The following is a 17561-nucleotide window of genomic DNA, read 5'->3' as shown; positions in this document are numbered from 1 at the left end:
GGTCTCCCCCGGGCCCTTCGCTCTGTCCGCTGCCGCAGCGTCAGCCGAGGCTGACCGTACGGGCCGAGACGGCGCCGATCTCGGTGGCGATGTCCGCGAGGACGTTCACCGGGGCCTCGGCGTCGACCGTGAGGACCGCGAGTGCCTCGCCGCCCTCTTCGGCACGGGCGACCTGCATGCCCGCGATGTTCAGGCCGGCCTCACCGAGGATGCGGCCGACGGCGCCGACCACGCCCGGGCGGTCGGCGTAGCGCAGGACGATCATGTGCTCGGCGAGCGCGAGGTCCACGTCGTAGTCGCCGATGCCGACGAGCTTCTGCAGGTGCTTCGGGCCCACGAGCGTGCCGGAGACCGACACCTCCTGGCCGTCCGACAGGGTGCCGCGGACGGTCACCACGTTGCGGTGGTCCGGGGACTCCGAGGAGGTGGTCAGGCGGACCTCGACCCCGCGCTCCTGCGCGAAGAGCGGGGCGTTGACGTAGGAGACCGTCTCGTCGACGACGTCCTCGAAGACACCCTTGAGCGCGGAGAGTTCGAGCACCTTCACGTCGTGCTGGGTGATCTCGCCGTAGACCTCGACGTCGAGGCGGACCGCGACCTCGCCCGCCAGCGCGGTGAAGATGCGGCCGAGCTTCTCGGCGAGCGGCAGGCCCGGACGGACGTCCTCGGCGATGACGCCGCCCTGGACGTTGACCGCGTCGGGCACGAGCTCACCGGCGAGCGCGAGGCGCACCGACTTGGCGACCGAGACACCGGCCTTCTCCTGGGCCTCGTCCGTGGACGCGCCGAGGTGCGGGGTGCAGACGACCTGGTCGAGCTCGAACAGCGGGGAGTCCGTGCAGGGCTCCTTCGCGTACACGTCGAGGCCGGCGCCGGCGACGCGGCCCTCCTTGATGGCCGAGTACAGCGCGGCCTCGTCCACGATCCCGCCGCGGGCGGCGTTGACGATGCGGACGGACGGCTTGACCTTGTGCAGGGCCTCGTCCCCGATGAGACCGAGGGTCTCGGGGGTCTTGGGCAGGTGCACGGTGATGAAGTCGGCGACCTCGAGCAGCTCGTCGAGCGTCAGCATCTTGACGCCCATCTGGGCGGCGCGCGCGGGCTGCACGTAGGGGTCGTACGCGACGATCTTCATGCCGAAGGCCGACATGCGCTGGGCGACCAGGACGCCGATGCGGCCGAGGCCGACGACACCGAGGGTCTTCTCGCTGAGCTCGACACCCGTGTACTTGTTCCGCTTCCACTCGCCGTTCTTCAGGGCGGTGTTGGCCTGCGGAATGTTGCGGGCCGTCGCGACGAGCAGGCCACAGGCCAGCTCGGCGGCGGTGACGATGTTGGAGGTCGGTGCGTTCACGACCATCACGCCGGCCTTGGTGGCGGACGAGACGTCGACGTTGTCGAGACCGACGCCCGCGCGGGCGACGACCCTCAGCTTCTTGGCCGCGGCGATGGCCTCGGCGTCGACCTTGGTCGCGGAGCGGACCAGGATCGCGTCGACGTCCACGATCGCGGGGAGCAGCTCCGCACGGTCGGCGCCGTTGCAGTGACGGATCTCGAAGTCCGGGCCGAGCGCCTCGACAGTGGCGGGCGACAGCTCTTCGGCAATGAGTACGACAGGTTTCGAGCTCACGTGGGTCCTCACAAGTCCAGTGCGGACGGCCGTCCCGACGGCCGCAGGCGGTGGAGGGGGGTAGCCGCGTGGAAGACGCACGACACTGTGGGCCTGACGCGTTGTGTTGAGCAGTGTAGTGGCGGATCAGGAAGGGAATTCCGCCTGTACGGAAGGATCACCCGCACGAGATTGGCCGGGGTGGACAAGCGGTCCCCCGCGAGGCCCGTCGGGGCCTGCCGCAGGGGGTGCCCGGCCGGTGTGCCGCGGGGCCGGGACGCACCGTCCCGGCCCCGCGGCGAGGCGGATCAGCTCTCGTCGTTGTCGACCCAGCTCATCAGCTTGCGCAGCTTCTTGCCGGTGGTCTCGAGCAGGTGCGCCTCGTCGGCGCTCTTGTACGCGTTGTACTTCGGCAGACCGGCCTTGTACTCGGCCATCCAGGTGTTGGCGAACTCGCCGCTCTGGATCTCCGCGAGGACCTTCTTCATCTCGGCCTTGGTGGCGTCCGTGATGATGCGGGGACCGGTGATGTAGTCGCCCCACTCGGCGGTCTCGGAGACCGACCAGCGCATCTTCTCCAGACCACCCTCGTACATGAGGTCCACGATGAGCTTCAGCTCGTGCAGGCACTCGAAGTACGCGATCTCGGGCTGGTAACCGGCCTCGGTCAGCGTCTCGAAACCGGCCTTCACCAGCGCGGAGGCACCACCACAGAGGACGGCCTGCTCACCGAACAGGTCGGTCTCGGTCTCCTCGGTGAAGGTGGTCTTGATGACGCCGGCGCGCGTGCCGCCGATGCCGGCCGCGTACGACAGCGCGAGCTGGAAGGCGGAACCGGTGAAGTCCTGCTCCACGGCGGCGATGCAGGGCACGCCGCGGCCTTCCTCGTACTGACGGCGGACCAGGTGACCCGGGCCCTTCGGCGCGACCAGCGCCACGTCCACGTTGGTGGGCGGCTTGATGAAGCCGTACCGGACGTTGAAGCCGTGGCCGAAGAAGAGCGCGTCGCCCTCTTCCAGGTGCGACTCGATGGAGGCGGCGTAGATCTCGGCCTGGAGCGGGTCCGGGGTCAGGATCATGATGACGTTCGCCCAGGCCGCGGCTTCGGCGACGGGCAGGACCTTCAGGCCCTGCTCCTCGGCCTTGGCCTTGGACTTCGAGCCCTCGTGCAGGCCGACGACGACGTCGACGCCGGAGTCACGGAGCGACAGCGCGTGGGCGTGGCCCTGGCTGCCGTAACCGATGACCGCGACCTTGCGGCCCTGGATGATGGACAGGTCGGCGTCGTTCTCGTAGAACAGCTCGGCCACTGGGATATCTCCTTGGTGCGCTGGTGTTGCTCCCACCGTACGGCGGGGAACGGAATACGTGGTTCTCGGTCTCGCCATACGAGCGAGCGAGAAACGGACGGGCGGGGCGCGACCGGGCCGGAGTCACCGGCCCGGACGGGCTCAGGCGCTGCGGTCGAGCGCGCGCAGGCTGCGGTCCGTGATGGACCGGCCGCCGCGCCCTATGGCGATCGTCCCGGACTGGACGAGCTCCTTGATGCCGAAGGGCTCCAGCATCTTGAGCATCGCGCCCAGCTTGTCGGTGCCGCCGGTGGCCTCGATGGTGACGGCCTCCGGGGAGACGTCGACGGTCTTGGCGCGGAACAGCTGGACGATCTCGACGATCTGCGAGCGCGTTTCGTTGTCGGCGCGGACCTTCACCAGAACGAGTTCGCGCTCGATGGCGTTAACGTGCTCCAGCTCGACGATCTTGAGCACGTTGACCAGCTTGTTGAGCTGCTTGGTCACCTGCTCCAGCGGGAGGTCCTCGACGTTCACGACGATGGTGATGCGCGAGATGTCGGGGTGCTCGGTGACACCGACCGCGAGGGAGTCGATGTTGAACCCGCGTCGGGAGAACAGCGCGGCGATCCGGGCGAGGATGCCGGGCGTGTTCTCGACCAGGACGGAGAGCGTGTGCTTGGACATGTGAGTCGTTCTCTCTCTCAGGCTCTCTCGGCTCAGTCGTCTTCGTTGTCGCCGAAGTCGGGGCGGACGCCCCGTGCGGCCATGACCTCGTCGTTCGAGGTGCCGGCGGCGACCATCGGCCACACCATGGCGTCCTCGTGGACGATGAAGTCGATGACGACCGGGCGGTCGTTGATCGCGTTGGCCTCGGCGATGACCTTGTCCAGGTCGGCCGGGTCCTCGCAGCGCAGTGCCACGCAGCCCATGGCCTCGGACAGTTTGACGAAGTCCGGGACGCGGGTGCCCATGCGGGGGGCGGCCGACTCGCCGCGCTGGGAGCCGACGGCCGTGTCGGTGCCCGTCTCGCCCGCGTGCAGGACGGTGTTCGAGTACCGCTGGTTGTAGAACAGGGTCTGCCACTGGCGGACCATGCCCAGCGCACCGTTGTTGATGATCGCGACCTTGATCGGGATGTTGTTCAGGGCGCAGGTGGCCAGTTCCTGGTTGGTCATCTGGAAACAGCCGTCGCCGTCGATCGCCCAGACGGTGCGCTCCGGCATGCCGACCTTGGCGCCCATCGCGGCGGGGACCGCATAGCCCATGGTTCCGGCGCCGCCGGAGTTCAGCCAGGTCCGGGGCTCCTCGTAGTTCACGAAGTGCGAGGCCCACATCTGGTGCTGGCCGACACCGGCCGTGTAGATGGTGCCCTTCGGTGCCAGCTGGCCGATCCGCTCGATGACCTGCTGGGGGGAGAGCGTGCCGTCCTCGGGCAGGTCGTAGCCCAGCGGGTAGGTGTCGCGCCAGCGGTTGAGGTCCTTCCACCAGGCGGTGTAGTCGCCGGCGTTGCCGTCGTTGGCCTCGGCCTGGACGGCCTGGATCAGGTCGGCGATGACCTCGCGGGCGTCGCCGACGATCGGGACGTCCACGGCGCGGTTCTTGCCGATCTCGGCCGGGTCGATGTCCGCGTGGATGACCTTGGCGAAGGGGGCGAAGCTGTCCAGCTTGCCGGTGACGCGGTCGTCGAAGCGGGTGCCGAGCGCGATCAGCAGGTCCGACTTCTGGAGCGCGGTCACCGCGGTGACGGCACCGTGCATGCCGGGCATGCCGACGTTCTGCGGGTGGGTGTCCGGGATGGAGCCCAGGGCCATCAGGGTGGTGACGACCGGGACACCGGTGAGCTCGGCGAGGACCTTCAGCTCGGCGGTCGCGCCGGCCTTCATGACGCCGCCGCCGATGTAGAGGACCGGCCGCTTGGCGGCGGCGATCATCTTGGCGGCCTCGCGGATCTGCTTGGCGTGAGGCTTGGTCACCGGCCGGTAGCCGGGGAGGTCCAGGCTCGGCGGCCACGAGAAGGTGGTCTTCGCCTGCAGGGCGTCCTTGGCGATGTCGACCAGCACCGGGCCGGGGCGGCCGGTCGAGGCGATGTGGAAGGCCTCGGCGATGGTCCTCGCGATGTCCTCGGCCTTGGTGACCAGGAAGTTGTGCTTGGTGATCGGCATGGTGATGCCGACGATGTCCGCCTCCTGGAAGGCGTCGGTGCCGATGGCCTTGGAGGAGACCTGGCCGGTGATCGCGACGAGGGGCACGGAGTCCATGTGCGCGTCGGCGATCGGGGTGACCAGGTTGGTGGCGCCGGGGCCGGAGGTGGCCATGCAGACGCCGACCTTGCCGGTCGCCTGGGCGTAGCCGGTGGCGGCGTGGCCGGCCCCCTGCTCGTGGCGGACCAGGATGTGGCGGACCTTCTTGCTGTCCATCATCGGGTCGTACGCCGGGAGGATGCAGCCGCCCGGAATGCCGAAGACGGTGTCGCACCCCACCTCTTCGAGAGAGCGAATGAGGGACTGCGCACCCGTGACGTGCTCAACTGCGGCGGCGTGGTGTCCGCCGGAACGGGGCCGCGGCTGCGGATGGTGGGCCCCGGTGGCCTGCTCGGTCATCGGCATTCTCTTCTCGAAGCTGAGGGTTTTGCGAGGAGGGTTTAACGAGATTCGGCGTTGCCAGTGCAACAAAAAACCCCTCGTGCCGGGAGGCAAGCGAGGGGAGCGCGTCGGGTGCGTTGAGCGGGGACATGCTGGTCCCAGCTTCAGCCGACGCGCTTTCCAAGTACGAGAATTCGGGTGCGCATGGCATTGACCCTCCCTCCGGCGGGAGGGTGATGTCAAGCGGGTGGGACGGGCGTCTCATTATGTGAGCCTCTGTGGATAACCATCGAGCCCCCTTGTGAACCACCGGCCAACGCGGGTTGGGCCGCACCGCCCGGTACTGGGAACGTACCGCGCACGAGCGCTCGCCGCAGCCTGTACTCGTCCAGAGGGCCGGAGAAGGCCATTCCCTGCCCGTGACTGCAGCCCATGGCGCGCAATGCCATGACCTGTTCCGGGAGGTCCACGCCCTCCGCCACCGACTGCATGCCGAGGTCGTTTGCGATCCGCAACAGACCGGCGGTGATCTTGTGGAGCCGGGGGGATTCCACGACCCCCTCGACCAGGCCGCGGTCGAGCTTGAGCATGTCCACGGGGAGCCTGCGCAGGGCGCTGATGGCCGCGTAACCGCTGCCGAAGCCGTCCAGGGCGATCAGGACCCCGAGCCGGCGCAGTCCCGCCAGGCGGCGCTCCAGGTCGTCGAAGGGCACCCTGGGGTCGGAGACGGCGAGCTCCAGGACGAGCGCGCCCGACGGCAGCCCGTTGCGGGTCAGCAGGGCTTCCACGGAGCCCAGCGGCATCGACCGGTCCAGCAGCCGCTGCGCTGTCATCCGTACGGCCACGGGGACGTCGTGCCCGGCCCGGTGGCGCTCGGCGGCCTGCCCTACGGCCTCCTCCAGCAGCCAGCGCCCCAGCTCGGCGGTGCGCGAGGCGTCCGGTACGGCTGCCCGGGCGGCGGACCCGCCCTCGCCGGTACCTCCAGCGCCGCCCCCTCCCCCGCCTGCCCCTCCTCCGCTGTACTCGGCGACCCGCAGGAACTCGGCGGGGGTGAACAGGATCCCCTGGGCGGAACGCCACCGGGCCTGGGCCACCACGGCCGAGATCTCCCCCGAGGCCAGGGAGACCACGGGCTGGTGCAGCAGGGCGAACTCCCCGTCGTGCAGCGCGGTGCGCAGCCGCCCCGCCAGCTCGGCCTTGCGGACGACCTCGGCCTGCATCTGGGGCGCGTACATCTCGACCCGGTCCTTGCCGCTCGCCTTGGCCCGGTACATCGCGAGATCCGCGTTGCGCATCAGGTCCGAAGGGGTGATGCCGGGGTCCGCGAAGGCCACGCCGATGCTCGCGGCGACCCGGACCTCGCTCCCGGCGATCCGGTAGGGCTGGGAGAGGGTGGTGCGCAGCCGGTCGGCGATCTCGTGGACCTGGTACTCGCGGGCGCTGTGGTCGCGGTTGCCGTCGCCCAGGATCAGGGCGGCGAACTCGTCGCCGCCGAGGCGGGCCGCGGTGTCCCCGGCCCGGACCGAGTCCTGGAGCCGGCGGGCGGCTTCGATGAGCAGCTCGTCACCGGCCTGGTGGCCGATGGTGTCGTTGACCGCCTTGAAGCCGTCGAGGTCGATGAAGAGGACGGCGGTGCTGTGGTCCCCGGCCCGGCGGCCGGTGAGGGCCTGGCGGACCCGGCGGGTGAACAGGGCCCGGTTGGGGAGGTCGGTGAGGGGGTCGTGCTCGGCGCTGTGCTGGAGCTGCGCCTGGAGCCGGACCCGCTCGGTGACGTCGCGGCTGTTCAGGATGAGGCCGCCCTGGTGGCGGTTGACGGTGGACTCCACATTGAGCCACTCGCCGGCGCCCGATCTGAACCGGCACTCGATGCGGGTGGTCGGCTCCTCGGCGGGCGGCGCGGCCAGGAAGCGGCGCACCTCGTGGACCACGCGGCCCAGGTCCTCCGGGTGGATCAGGGTGGCCAGCTCGGTGCCGACCAGCTCTTCCGCCTCGCGGCCGTAGACCCCGGCGGCGGCGGGGCTGACGTAGCGCAGGGTGCCGGTGGGTGCGGCGATCATGATGACGTCGCTGGAGCCCTGGACCAGGGAGCGGAAGTGGTTCTCCTTCTGGGCCAGTTCCTGGGTCAGCGCGATGTTGTCGAGCAGCATGATGCCCTGGCGGATGACCAGGGCGAGCACGACGGTGCAGCCCGTGAAGACGACGACCCGGTCGACCTTCCGGCCGTCCACCACGTTGTAGAGGATGCCGAGGGTGCAGACGGCCGCCGCGAGGTACGGGGTGAGGGCGGGCAGGGAGCCGGTGATGGGGCGGCTGTGCGGCCGCTCGGCCCGGGCGGGGACGACGGGGTCGGGGCCGGGGTGCATGCGGCGGGCGCCCCAGGGCGCGTACGCGAGGAGGAGCGAGCCCGCGAACCAGCCGGCGTCGAGGAGCTGGCCGGACTGGTACTCGGCGCTGAGCAGCGGCGAGGTGAACAGCGCGTCGCTCAGCACGGTCAGGGCGAGGGCGGCGATGGCGGTGTTCACGGCGGAGCGGTTGGTCTCGGAGCGGCGGAAGTGCAGCACCAGCACCATCGAGACGAGCGCGATGTCCAGGAGCGGGTAGGCCAGCGAGAGGGCCGCGCGCGGGACGCTGCCGGGGGCGCCGGACTGGGCGGTCTGCGCGGCGTGCGCGAGGGCCAGGCTCCAGGAGAGGGTGAGCAGGGAGCCGCCGATGAGCCAGGAGTCGAGGCCGAGGCAGACCCAGCCGGCTCGGGTGACCGGGCGCTTCGCGAGGACGAGCAGGCCCACGATGGCGGGCGGCGCGAAGCAGAGGAAGGCGAAGTCGGCGAGCGAGGGCTTCGGTACGGCTTCGCCGAGGACCACCTCGTACCAGCCCCAGACCGCGTTGCCGCAGCAGCCCATGAGCGAGGAGAACGCGAACAGCAGCCAGGCCGGGCGCTCCCGGCTGTCAATGGCCCTGGCGTACGTGAAACAGGAGACGGCGGCGAGCAGGCCTGCGGCGCTGAGCCCGAAGTCGCCCATGATCTCGGCGAGTTCCTCGGAGCCCCAGCCGAGGGCGGCGCCCACGGCGTACCCGCTGCTGACCACCGCGAGGAGGAGCTGCATCGCCAGCGCCTTGGCGCCGCTGCCGCCGCCGGCGGGGGGCCGGCGGGTGAGCAGCGCCGCCCCCGGGGTGCTCACCGGTCCCCCTCGCTGGCTGGTTCCGGCGCGGTCCAGTCCCGGCACCTTCGCCTCCGGCGGCTTCGCCGCATCGGATCCTTCGTCCATTGGCCGTGCATCGCCCGTCGCCCCCCAAAGTGTCCGATCACTCCCCAGCGCCAGACGTTCGTGGCGCAGCCCCTTGTTCCGGACGATACACCACTTTCGTCACTCAGGGACATAGTTTCTCTACGCTCCGTCACCAACAGGGGAGTTGTGCCCACCGAGCGCATCCGGACGAACGCGGAGCGTGCGCGCCGCACGCTATTCCGTGATCAACACCGTGTTCTCCACGAGCTCTCCGGCGGCGAACTTCCGGAGCTGACGGGCCACCAGACGCTTGGCCCGCGGCTCGAACGCCGAGCTGCTGCCGCCCACATGGGGCGTGATCAGGACACCCGGAGCATGCCAGAGCGGGTGGCCTGAAGGCAGTGGTTCCGGATCGGTGACGTCCAGCGCGGCGCGCAGCCGGCCCGACTCCACCTCCGCCAGAAGGGACTTGGTGTCGACGACGGGTCCGCGGGCCACGTTCACGAGCAGCGCGCCGTCCTTCATGCGGCCGAGGAACTCTGCGCCCGCGAGCCCCCTCGTCTCCTCGGTGAGCGGCGCGGAAAGGATCACCACGTCGGCCCCGGGCAGGAGTTGGGGCAGCTCGGCGAGGGCGTGCACCGGCCCGCGCGCCGTGGTGCGCGCCGTCCGCGCGACCCGGACGATCCGCTCGCACTCGAAGGGCGCGAGCCGGTCCTCGATGGCCGCGCCGACGGCTCCGTAGCCGATGATCAGTACGGACTTGTCCGCGAGGGCCTCGTAGAACCCGAAGCGCCACTCCTCGCGGTCCTGGCCGCGCACCATGCCCGGGATCCCGCGCAGGGAGGCCAGGATCAGGGTGAGCGCGAGCTCGGCGGTGCTCGCGTCGTGGACGCCCTTGGCGTTGCACAGCCGTACCCCGGGGGCCAGGTCGCCGAGGCCGCCCAGGACGTGATCGACGCCGGCGGTCAGGGTCTGCACGATCCGCAGCCGGGGCATCGCGGGCAGCGGGCGCAGGGTGACGGCCGGGGACTTCATGTACGGGGTGACGTAGAAGACGCAGTCGGCCGGATCGGCCGGGAAGGTCTCCTCGCCGTCCCAGTGGCGGTAGCGGAAGGAATCGGGCAGGCCCTCGATCTCCTCGGCGGGGAAGGGCAGCCATACGTCGGGGGTCTCGCGGGTCTCTGCGGTCATGATCAGGAGGCTATGCCAGGGGATCCGGATCGAGCCGTTAGTTTGTGTGCCGGACCGGGAGTACCAGGGGGGACGCACGGTGGAGCGCAGGTCGATCGGGGCGGGGGCACTGACGGTGGGTGCCGTCGGCCTCGGCTGCATGCCGATGAGCGGGGCGTACGCGCCTTCGCGCAGGCGGCGCGAGGACTCGCTGCTCACCGTGCACACGGCCCTCGATCTCGGGGCGAACCTGCTCGACACCGCCGATCTGTACGGCCCCTACACCAACGAGCTGCTGCTCGGCCGGGTGCTGCGCGAGCGCCGGGCCGACGCCTTCGTGTCCGCGAAGGCGGGGCTGCGGGCCGACGGGGTGCACGTGGTGGCCGACGGGCGCCCCGGCTACCTGCGGCGGGCCTGCGACGCCTCGCTGCGGCGGCTGCGCACCGACGTCATAGACCTGTACCAGCTGCACCGGGTGGACCCGGACGTGCCGGTCGAGGAGTCCTGGGGCGCGATGGCGGAGCTGGTGGGCGCGGGGAAGGTGCGGGCGCTGGGCTTCTGCGCGCTGGGGGCGGGCACCGGGCCGGGTGCGGGGCGGCGCGCGGACCCGGCGTACGAGACGACCGTGCGGCACCTGGAGCGGGCGCAGCAGGTGTTCCCGGTGAGCGCGGTGCAGGCGGAGCTGTCGGTGTGGTCGCCGCAGGCGGCGTGGCGGCTGCTGCCGTGGTGCGCGGCGCGGGGTGTGGGGTTCCTGGCGGCGATGCCGCTGGGGAGCGGGTTCCTGACCGGGACGCTGGTCCCGGGCGAGGGGTTCGAGCCCGAGGACGTACGGGCCAGGCATCCGCGGTTCACGGCGTACGCGATGGCGGCGAACCAGGTGCTGGTGGCGGGGCTGCGGCGGGTCGCCCGGCGGCACGGGGACGGGGTCACGGCGGCGCAGGCGGCGCTGGCGTGGGTGCTGGCGCAGGGTCCGCAGGTGGTTCCGGTGCCCGGGGCCGGGCAGGCGCGGTGGGCGGCGGAGAACGCGCGGGCGGCGGAGGTGCGGCTGACCGCCGAGGACCTGGTGGAGCTGTCGGAGCTGCCGGTCCCGATGGGGGCCTGAACCACTCGATCGAGTGTACGAGTGGCGGAACTTGGGGCATGGTCTGCGCTGTTGAATCGTGTGAGGGCACGATCGGAGGACCGGAGGGGAGTACGGCGATGCGATACGGACACGACCGGGGACCAGGGCAGGGGCCGGGCCAGGGACCAGGGCAGGGGCCGGGCCAGGGGCCGGGCCAGGGGCCGGGCCAGGGGCCGGGCCAGGGGCCGGGCCAGGGGCCGGGCCAGGGGCCGGGCCAGGGGCCGGGCCAGGGGCCGGGCCAGGGGCCGGGCCAGGGGCCGGGCCAGGGGCCGGGCCAGGGGCCGGGGCCCGGCCAGGAGCGGGTGGAGAACCGGGCGAGAGTGCCGGTGGGGGTGCCGGTGCGGGCGTACGGGGGTCCGCGCGGCCGGGCCCGCGGGGTGCTGGCGGCGTTCGCCCTGGCGGGATGCGGGGCGCTGCTGGCGGCGGGATGTTCCCCGCCGAACGGCGCCGGGGCCCGGCCGAGCGATGCGCCACCGGGCACGACGGCGGGCTCCCGGTCGCCGGGCGGCTCGGGCGCCCCCTCCGCCTCGGCTTCGGCCTCCGGGCCGCCGGCCAAGGGGCAGGTGACGGTGACCGGCGTGGCCGCCCAGGGCCTGGAGTCCCCGTGGGGGGTGGCTCCGCTGCCCGACGGGAACCTGCTGGTCGCCTCGCGGGACAAGGGCACGATCAGCCGGGTCGACGTGGGCACGGGCGCCGTGACCCCGGTCGGCACGGTGCCCGGGGTGGCCCCGGGCGGCGAGGGCGGGCTGCTGGGCCTGGCCCTGTCCCCTTCCTTCGCCTCGGACCTCATGGTGTACGCCTACTTCACCACCGAGTCCGACAACCGCATCGCCCGGCTGCGCTATGACGAGAAGAGACCGCCCGGCGATCAACTGGGCGCGCCCGACACGGTGTTCAGGGGGATCCCCAAGGGGCTCATCCACAACGGCGGGCGGATCGCCTTCGGCCCGGACAAGATGCTCTACGCCGGGACGGGCGAGACCGGGGAGACGGGGCTGGCCCAGGACAAGAAGTCGCTGGGCGGGAAGATCCTGCGGATGACCCCGGACGGGGAGCCGGTGCACGGCAATCCGGAGGCCGACTCGGTCGTCTACTCGTACGGGCACCGCAATGTGCAGGGCCTCGCCTGGGACAAGGACAAACGGCTGTGGGCCGCCGAGTTCGGGCAGAACACCTGGGACGAGCTGAATCTGATCGAGCCCGGCGCGAACTACGGCTGGCCGGAGGCCGAGGGCAAGGCCGGCAAGCCGGGGATGCGCGATCCGGTGGCGGTGTGGAAGACCGACGAGGCCTCGCCGAGCGGGATCGCCTGGGCGCAGGGCTCCGTCTGGATGGCCGGGCTGAGGGGGCAGCGGCTCTGGCGGATCCCGCTGGCCGGGGCGGAGCCGGTGGCGGAGCCCGAGGCGTTCCTGGCGGGCGAGTACGGCCGGCTGCGCACCGTGGTGCCCCTCGGCGGGGACAGGTTGCTGCTGGTCACGAGCGAGACGGACGGGCGCGGGTCGCCGGAAACCGGCGACGACAGGATCCTGACACTGACGGTGCGATGACCAGCGGGCCCCGACGGGGGGACGAAAGGTGCGGTGGACGCGGTGTTCAACATGATCGAGGAGCTGTTCAGTCCGGGCCGGAAGCACACGGACGAGGAGAAGAAGCGGCTGGAGCTCTCCCGGATCGACGTCAATGACGGCGACCCGGGAAAGGGCCCGATAGACCTGGACTCGGGCAAGGTGCTCATACGCGCGAAGGAGCACCCGGCGGCCTAGGGGGACGGGGGACGCCCCCTTACCGCGTCCCGGCCGGCTGCTGGGCGACGGGGCCGAAGAGCCTCAGCCGGTGGGCCAGGGCAGCGGCCTCGCCGCGGCCCGCGACGCCGAGCTTCGCCAGGATGTTCGAGACGTGCACACTGGCCGTCTTCGGGGAGATGAAGAGCTCCTCGGCGATCTGGCGGTTGGTGTGGCCCGCCGCGACCAGGCGCAGCACGTCCCGCTCGCGGCTGGTCAGGCCCAGCGCCTCGACCGGGTCGGCCTGCGGAGCGAGCAGGGCCGTGGCGGCGGCGTCCACCGGGACGAGCGGGAGCCGGGCGCGCTGCGCGAGCAGGGCCAGGTCCTCGCGGAGCCTGCGGGCGCCGAGCTGCTCGGAGGTGGCGTAGGCCTCCTGGAGGAGCCCTGCGGCGGCCTCGCGGTCCCCGCCGGCCGTCAGCAGGGACTCCACGAGCCGGTACCGGGCCCTGGCGAGCAGGTACGGGCGCTCCAGGGGGCGTACGGCCGCTTCCACGGCCGCCCAGTCGGCGACGGTGTCCCGGGCCTCGGCCCGCAGCAGCTCGGCCCTGAGGTACTCGGAGTGGGCGCGCCACACCGGGGCCGGGGTGGCCAGGGCCCGGGCCGCGGCGCGCAGCACGGTCAGTGCTTCCTCGCGGCCGGCCTCCGCGGCGGGCAGGCCCCGGGCCTCGGCTTCGGCCGAGGCTGCGGCGAGCAGCAGCGGCCAGGCGTAGCGGTGGTTGCCGAGCGGGAAGCCGTGGTCGATGACGGCGGCCACCTCGCTGCGGACGTCGGCGATCCGGCCCTCCGCCGCCGCCACGCCGATCGCGAGGCGGAACAGCGGGATCCGGTGCTGGGGCTGGCCGTCGTGGGACCCGAAGTGGGCGCGGGCGGCGGTGAGCTGGCCGGCGGCCTCGGCGACTTCGCCGCGGGCCAGGGCCAGGTAGGCCAGCCGTACGACGGCCGCGGCGCGCGGGGCGGCGCTGCTGACGAGAGTCAGGGTGCGCCGGGCCTGCGTCGCGGCCTCCTCCCACCGGCCGACGCTGTACAGGCTCTCCGCCAGGTTGCCCCGGATGTAGGCCTCGGAGTCCATCAGATGGGAGTTCTTGACCAGCTCGGCACCTTGTTCGGCCAGTTCCACGGCTTCGCGGGACCGGCCCAGGCCTTCCAGATGAGAGGTGAGGTTCACGTGCGCGCGTCCCACCAGCATGCCGAGTCCGAGTTCGGCGGCCCGGTCCTTGACCGCGTACATCTCGGCGAGGCCGCGTTCGGGGTCCCCCGAGTCGACGAGCAGGCTGCCGACGGTGATCCGGGCATTGAGCTCGGTGTCCTCGGCGCCGACCATCCGCGCGTACTCCACGGCGCGTTCGGCGGCGACCAGGTTGTCGGGCCCCGGCTTGTGGAGCATGCCCCAGCTCGCGGCCCTGACCAGGACGTCGGCGTGCACCTGGGACGGGGGCAGCCCGCGGACGAGCTCCTGCGCCTTGGCGAGCTCCGCCCAGCCGTCGCCGCGGGCGAGGCTGGCGATCATCCGGGAGCGTTCGGTCCAGAACCAGGCGGCGCGCAGCGGGTCGTGGCCGTCCTCCAGCAGCCGCAGGGCCGTCTTGGTCAGCTTCAGCGCGCGTTCGCGCTCGCCGCCGAAGCGGGCCGCGACGGTGGCTTCGGCCAGCAGGTCGAGGCGTTGCAGCGGGGTGGTGGCCGGGTCGCAGCCGCAGGGCGGGTAGACCTCGGTGTAGTCCGCCGGGCGCAGTTCGTCGCGCACCTCCTCCGGTACGGCCTCCCACAGCTCCATGGCCCGCTCCAGCAGGCGCAGCTGCTCGGAGTACGCGTGCCGGCGCCGGGCGGCCACCGAGGCCGCGAGGACGGCGGGCAGGGCCTTGGCCGAGTCGTTGGCGTAGTACCAGTAGGTGGCGAGGCGGATGACCCGCTCCTCCGCGCGGATCAGCGAGTCGTCCTGTTCGAGCTCCTCGGCGTAGCGGCGGTTGACGCGGGCGCGCTCGCCGGGCAGCAGGTCGTCGGAGACGGCCTCTCTGACCAGGGAGTGGCGGAAGCGGTAGCCGTCGCCGTCGGAGGTGGCGAGGAGGATGTTGGCGCCGACCGCCGAGCGCAGGGCCTCGATCAGCTCGTCCTCGGTGAGCCGGGTGACGGCGCGCAGCAGGGGGTACTCCACCGTGGAGCCGCCCTCGGCGACGATGCGCACGACGCGCTGCGCGGCGTCCGGGAGGACTTCGACGCGGACCAGGAGCAGGTCGCGCAGGGATTCGGTGAGACCGGTCGAGCAGCCGCTGGCGCGGGAGGCGACGAGTTCCTCGACGAAGAAGGCGTTGCCGTCGGAGCGGTCGAAGACCGATTCGACGAACTCCTCGTCGGGCTGCGAGGCGAGGATCCCGGCGAGCTGGCGGCGCACTTCGGCCCGGTTGAAGCGGGACAGCTCGATGCGCTGGACGGTGCGCAGCCGGTCGAGCTCCGCGAGGAGCGGGCGCAGCGGGTGGCGGCGATGGACGTCGTCGGCGCGGTAGGTGGCGACCACGACGAGCCGGCCGCTGCCGAGCGCGCGGAAGAGGTAGGAGAGCAGGTGCCGGGTGGAGGTGTCCGCCCAGTACAGGTCTTCCAGGACGAGGACGACGGTGCGGTCGGCGGCGAGCCGTTCCAGCATCCGGGCCGTCAGCTCGAAGAGCCGGGCGGTGCTCTCCTCGTCGTGCGGGCCGCGCGGGGTCTCGCCGAGTTCGGGGAGGATGCGCGCGAGTTCGTCCTCCTGGCCGACGGCGGCCGCGGCCAGTTCGTCGGGGAGCAGGCGGTGCAGGGTGCGCAGCGCCGTCGAAAACGGGGCGAAGGGAAGTCCCTCCGCCCCGATCTCCACACAGCCTCCGACGGCCACGACCGCGCCGCGGCGGTCGGCCTCGCAGAGGAACTCCTCGGTGAGGCGGGTCTTGCCGACCCCGGCCTCGCCGCCTATGAGCAGTGCCTGCGGCTCCTGGCCGGCGGCGCGCGTCAGGGCGTCGGTGAGTACGGCCAGTTCGTCGGCTCGGCCGACGAACACCGGGCTGACAGATCTGGTCTCCACGCCGCCGAGCATCGCACAGGGGCCCTGCTCATCGGCACTGGATATCGGTGCGCTTCTCATCACGTGCCGGTTCGCACGGTCTCGCGACGCGGGTTACGCGGCGCGGGTGAACCGGCCGCGCTGCCCTCTCACCGACCCCTCCGGTTCCTGGCTACTGGAGGAGGAGCGGTGGGCCTTCTGCGCTTCCCGGGCCAGCCGGTAGGCGTCGGCCTCGCGGATGAGGTCGGCGCGGCGGGCGGTGGCGATCTCGTACTCGAACATCTCGTGCTCCCTGGTTCGCGTTTCTCGGACACCTCGTTCGGTGTGATCCAAGATTCGCGCCCCAGGGGGTGCCGGCACATCGGGAGCATGCCGCATCTGCGGGAGCCGGGGGCCTTAGGCCGGGACCCGGGGTCCCTGAGGTGGCCTAAGGCGGTGCCTAGGCGGACCGCCCTACGGCCTAGGCGGCGCCGTCGGGGGCCGTCGGGAGGGCGAGGACGTACATGAACGCGAAGGCGACCACGCCGATGGCGGCGACGACCACGGCGGCCCAGGCGACGGAGCGGACCCAGGCCGGAAGGGTGCGGCCGGGGGCGCCGAAGGCCGGGCGGGCCAGCACGAAGACGGCGATGAGCAGCGCGACCGTCGACAGGACGCCGTTGAACAGGGCGGTCATGTGCCAGGCGTTGCCGTACAGCGCCTCGATCTTGGCCTCGGTGGTGGTGGCGGTGGCCGAGCTGATCTGGCCCTTGAGGGTCTCCCGCTCGCCTATGACGCGGGAGGTCCAGCTGCCGCTGAGGGCGACCAGGCCGAGACCGGCGGCGACGATGGCGGAGGCTCCGGAGGCGACACCACTGCTCTGCTGCTCGTCGGCCGCGGCGTCGAGTTCGTCGAACTCGTCGTCGAGGTCGGTGGCGAGCTCCTCGCCCTGGACCTCCTCGGTGGCGGCGGCGGCCGGGGCGGTCGTCTCGTCGGTGGCGACCTTCTTCAGGTCGGCCGGGGAGTCCGCCTCGGGAGCGGTCGGGGCGGGGGTCTTGGTGGTGTCCATGCGGGGCACCGTAGGCGGCTTTTCTGAGAGGTTCCTGAGAATCCGGCCGGGCAGCGGACGGCGCGCCGCCCCGGACCCCCGGGAGAGCGGGGGCGGGACGGCGGCGGGCGGGATCGGGGGGTGCCTGCGCGGGGGCTGCCTACGCGGAGCGGGCCGCGGACCACTCGTCGGCGAGGAGCGCCCAGACCTCGGTGTCCTGGCGGACGTCCCGGTGCAGGTGGTTCTGGCGCAGGACGCCCTCACGGGTCATGCCGAGGCGCTCGGCCACGGCGAGGCTCTTCTTGTTGCCGGAGGCGGCGTGCCATTCGACGCGGTGCATGCCGCGCTCCGCGAAGGCGTAGTCGATCAGGACGCGGCAGGCCTTCGTCACCAGACCGCGGCCGGCCGCGTCGGGCTCCAGCCAGCAGCCGATCTCGCAGTTGCCCGTCCCCGCGTCGAACGCCGGGAAGAGGACCCCGCCCACAAGGGTGCCGTCGAGGCGGATCCCGAAGAACCGCGCGCCGTCCTCCCCCGCCGTGACCGCGTACTTGGCCAGCAGGGCGCGGGCGGACTCCAGGTCCGAGGACCGGTCCGGGAAGCCGACGTACTGGCCGATGAACTCGCGTCCGCGTTCGATGTGGGCGAAGAACTCTTCCGCGTGCCGGGCTTCCAGCGGGAACAGCTGGGCGTCGTCGGCGAGGTCTATCGAGAACATGCGCGTTCTTCCTTGG

The 17561-nt window shown here is 72.1% G+C and carries 13 protein-coding genes; 3 read left to right on the top strand and 10 right to left on the bottom strand.

Annotated elements, in window-relative coordinates; genetic code table 11:
• Nucleotides 1-40: 40 nt before the first annotated feature.
• The 6 genes from serA to ACODT5_RS46330 all read right to left on the bottom strand — a co-directional run bounded on the left by serA (nucleotide 41) and on the right by ACODT5_RS46330 (nucleotide 9901).
• The gene (gene serA / locus ACODT5_RS46355) at nucleotides 41-1630 is read right to left on the bottom strand and encodes a phosphoglycerate dehydrogenase (protein WP_422524874.1); all 1590 of its coding nucleotides are present in this window, start codon (nucleotides 1628-1630) and stop codon (nucleotides 41-43) included.
• Nucleotides 1631-1917: 287 nt separating this feature from the next.
• Complete coding sequence (gene ilvC, locus ACODT5_RS46350) at nucleotides 1918-2919, bottom strand: ketol-acid reductoisomerase (protein ID WP_266881281.1); 1002 nt, start codon at nucleotides 2917-2919, stop codon at nucleotides 1918-1920.
• A gap of 141 nt (nucleotides 2920-3060) precedes the next feature.
• Nucleotides 3061-3585, bottom strand: coding sequence for an acetolactate synthase small subunit (ilvN, locus tag ACODT5_RS46345; RefSeq protein ID WP_266904165.1), 525 nt, complete (start codon nucleotides 3583-3585; stop codon nucleotides 3061-3063).
• Nucleotides 3586-3617: 32 nt separating this feature from the next.
• The gene (locus ACODT5_RS46340) at nucleotides 3618-5507 is read right to left on the bottom strand and encodes an acetolactate synthase large subunit (RefSeq protein ID WP_422524873.1); all 1890 of its coding nucleotides are present in this window, start codon (nucleotides 5505-5507) and stop codon (nucleotides 3618-3620) included.
• Nucleotides 5508-5722: 215 nt separating this feature from the next.
• Entirely contained in the window at nucleotides 5723-8662 is a 2940-nt protein-coding gene (locus tag ACODT5_RS46335; RefSeq protein ID WP_422524872.1) for a putative bifunctional diguanylate cyclase/phosphodiesterase, read from the bottom strand.
• Nucleotides 8663-8944: 282 nt separating this feature from the next.
• Nucleotides 8945-9901, bottom strand: a complete 957-nt coding sequence (locus ACODT5_RS46330) for a 2-hydroxyacid dehydrogenase (protein WP_422524871.1) — start codon at nucleotides 9899-9901, stop codon at nucleotides 8945-8947.
• A 79-nt stretch (nucleotides 9902-9980) separates the two neighbouring features.
• Between ACODT5_RS46330 and ACODT5_RS46325 the strand changes: the two genes are divergently transcribed.
• From ACODT5_RS46325 to ACODT5_RS46315, 3 genes are all read left to right on the top strand, one after another.
• Entirely contained in the window at nucleotides 9981-10982 is a 1002-nt protein-coding gene (locus ACODT5_RS46325; protein WP_422524870.1) for an aldo/keto reductase, read from the top strand.
• A gap of 359 nt (nucleotides 10983-11341) precedes the next feature.
• The gene (locus ACODT5_RS46320; RefSeq protein ID WP_422524869.1) at nucleotides 11342-12550 is read left to right on the top strand and encodes a PQQ-dependent sugar dehydrogenase; all 1209 of its coding nucleotides are present in this window, start codon (nucleotides 11342-11344) and stop codon (nucleotides 12548-12550) included.
• A 33-nt stretch (nucleotides 12551-12583) separates the two neighbouring features.
• On the top strand, nucleotides 12584-12766 hold the full coding sequence (locus ACODT5_RS46315; protein WP_422524868.1) for a DUF6191 domain-containing protein: 183 nt from the start codon (nucleotides 12584-12586) through the stop codon (nucleotides 12764-12766).
• A gap of 19 nt (nucleotides 12767-12785) precedes the next feature.
• Here ACODT5_RS46315 and ACODT5_RS46310 read toward each other — a convergent pair whose 3' ends face one another.
• From ACODT5_RS46310 to ACODT5_RS46295, 4 genes are all read right to left on the bottom strand, one after another.
• Nucleotides 12786-15836 (bottom strand): AAA family ATPase, encoded by a 3051-nt coding sequence (locus ACODT5_RS46310; protein ID WP_422525262.1) that lies wholly within the window; start codon nucleotides 15834-15836, stop codon nucleotides 12786-12788.
• Between the two features lie 81 nt (nucleotides 15837-15917).
• Nucleotides 15918-16085: a hypothetical protein gene (locus ACODT5_RS46305; protein WP_422524867.1), complete on the bottom strand. Its 168-nt coding sequence runs from the start codon at nucleotides 16083-16085 to the stop codon at nucleotides 15918-15920.
• 178 nt (nucleotides 16086-16263) lie between these two features.
• Nucleotides 16264-16851, bottom strand: a complete 588-nt coding sequence (locus ACODT5_RS46300; protein ID WP_422524866.1) for a hypothetical protein — start codon at nucleotides 16849-16851, stop codon at nucleotides 16264-16266.
• A gap of 139 nt (nucleotides 16852-16990) precedes the next feature.
• Nucleotides 16991-17545, bottom strand: coding sequence for a GNAT family N-acetyltransferase (locus ACODT5_RS46295; RefSeq protein ID WP_422524865.1), 555 nt, complete (start codon nucleotides 17543-17545; stop codon nucleotides 16991-16993).
• Nucleotides 17546-17561: the final 16 nt, after the last annotated feature.

The organism is Streptomyces tatrensis (genome assembly GCF_049310065.1).
GTDB lineage: Bacteria > Actinomycetota > Actinomycetes > Streptomycetales > Streptomycetaceae > Streptomyces.
The sequence above is the reverse complement of the archived record's forward strand: the minus strand, read 5'-3'. Positions and strand labels throughout refer to the sequence as shown.

Bases quoted from the DNA above. Each gene is read 5' to 3' on its own strand.
- ilvN (WP_266904165.1), bottom strand. From the start codon at position 3,585: ATGTCCAAGCACACGCTCTCCGTCCTGGTCGAGAACACGCCCGGCATC.
- ACODT5_RS46340 (WP_422524873.1), bottom strand. From the start codon at position 5,507: ATGCCGATGACCGAGCAGGCCACCGGGGCCCACCATCCGCAGCCGCGG.
- ACODT5_RS46330 (WP_422524871.1), bottom strand. From the start codon at position 9,901: ATGACCGCAGAGACCCGCGAGACCCCCGACGTATGGCTGCCCTTCCCC.
- ACODT5_RS46310 (WP_422525262.1), bottom strand. From the start codon at position 15,836: ATGCTCGGCGGCGTGGAGACCAGATCTGTCAGCCCGGTGTTCGTCGGC.
- ACODT5_RS46305 (WP_422524867.1), bottom strand. From the start codon at position 16,085: ATGTTCGAGTACGAGATCGCCACCGCCCGCCGCGCCGACCTCATCCGC.
- ACODT5_RS46300 (WP_422524866.1), bottom strand. From the start codon at position 16,851: ATGGACACCACCAAGACCCCCGCCCCGACCGCTCCCGAGGCGGACTCC.
- ACODT5_RS46295 (WP_422524865.1), bottom strand. From the start codon at position 17,545: ATGTTCTCGATAGACCTCGCCGACGACGCCCAGCTGTTCCCGCTGGAA.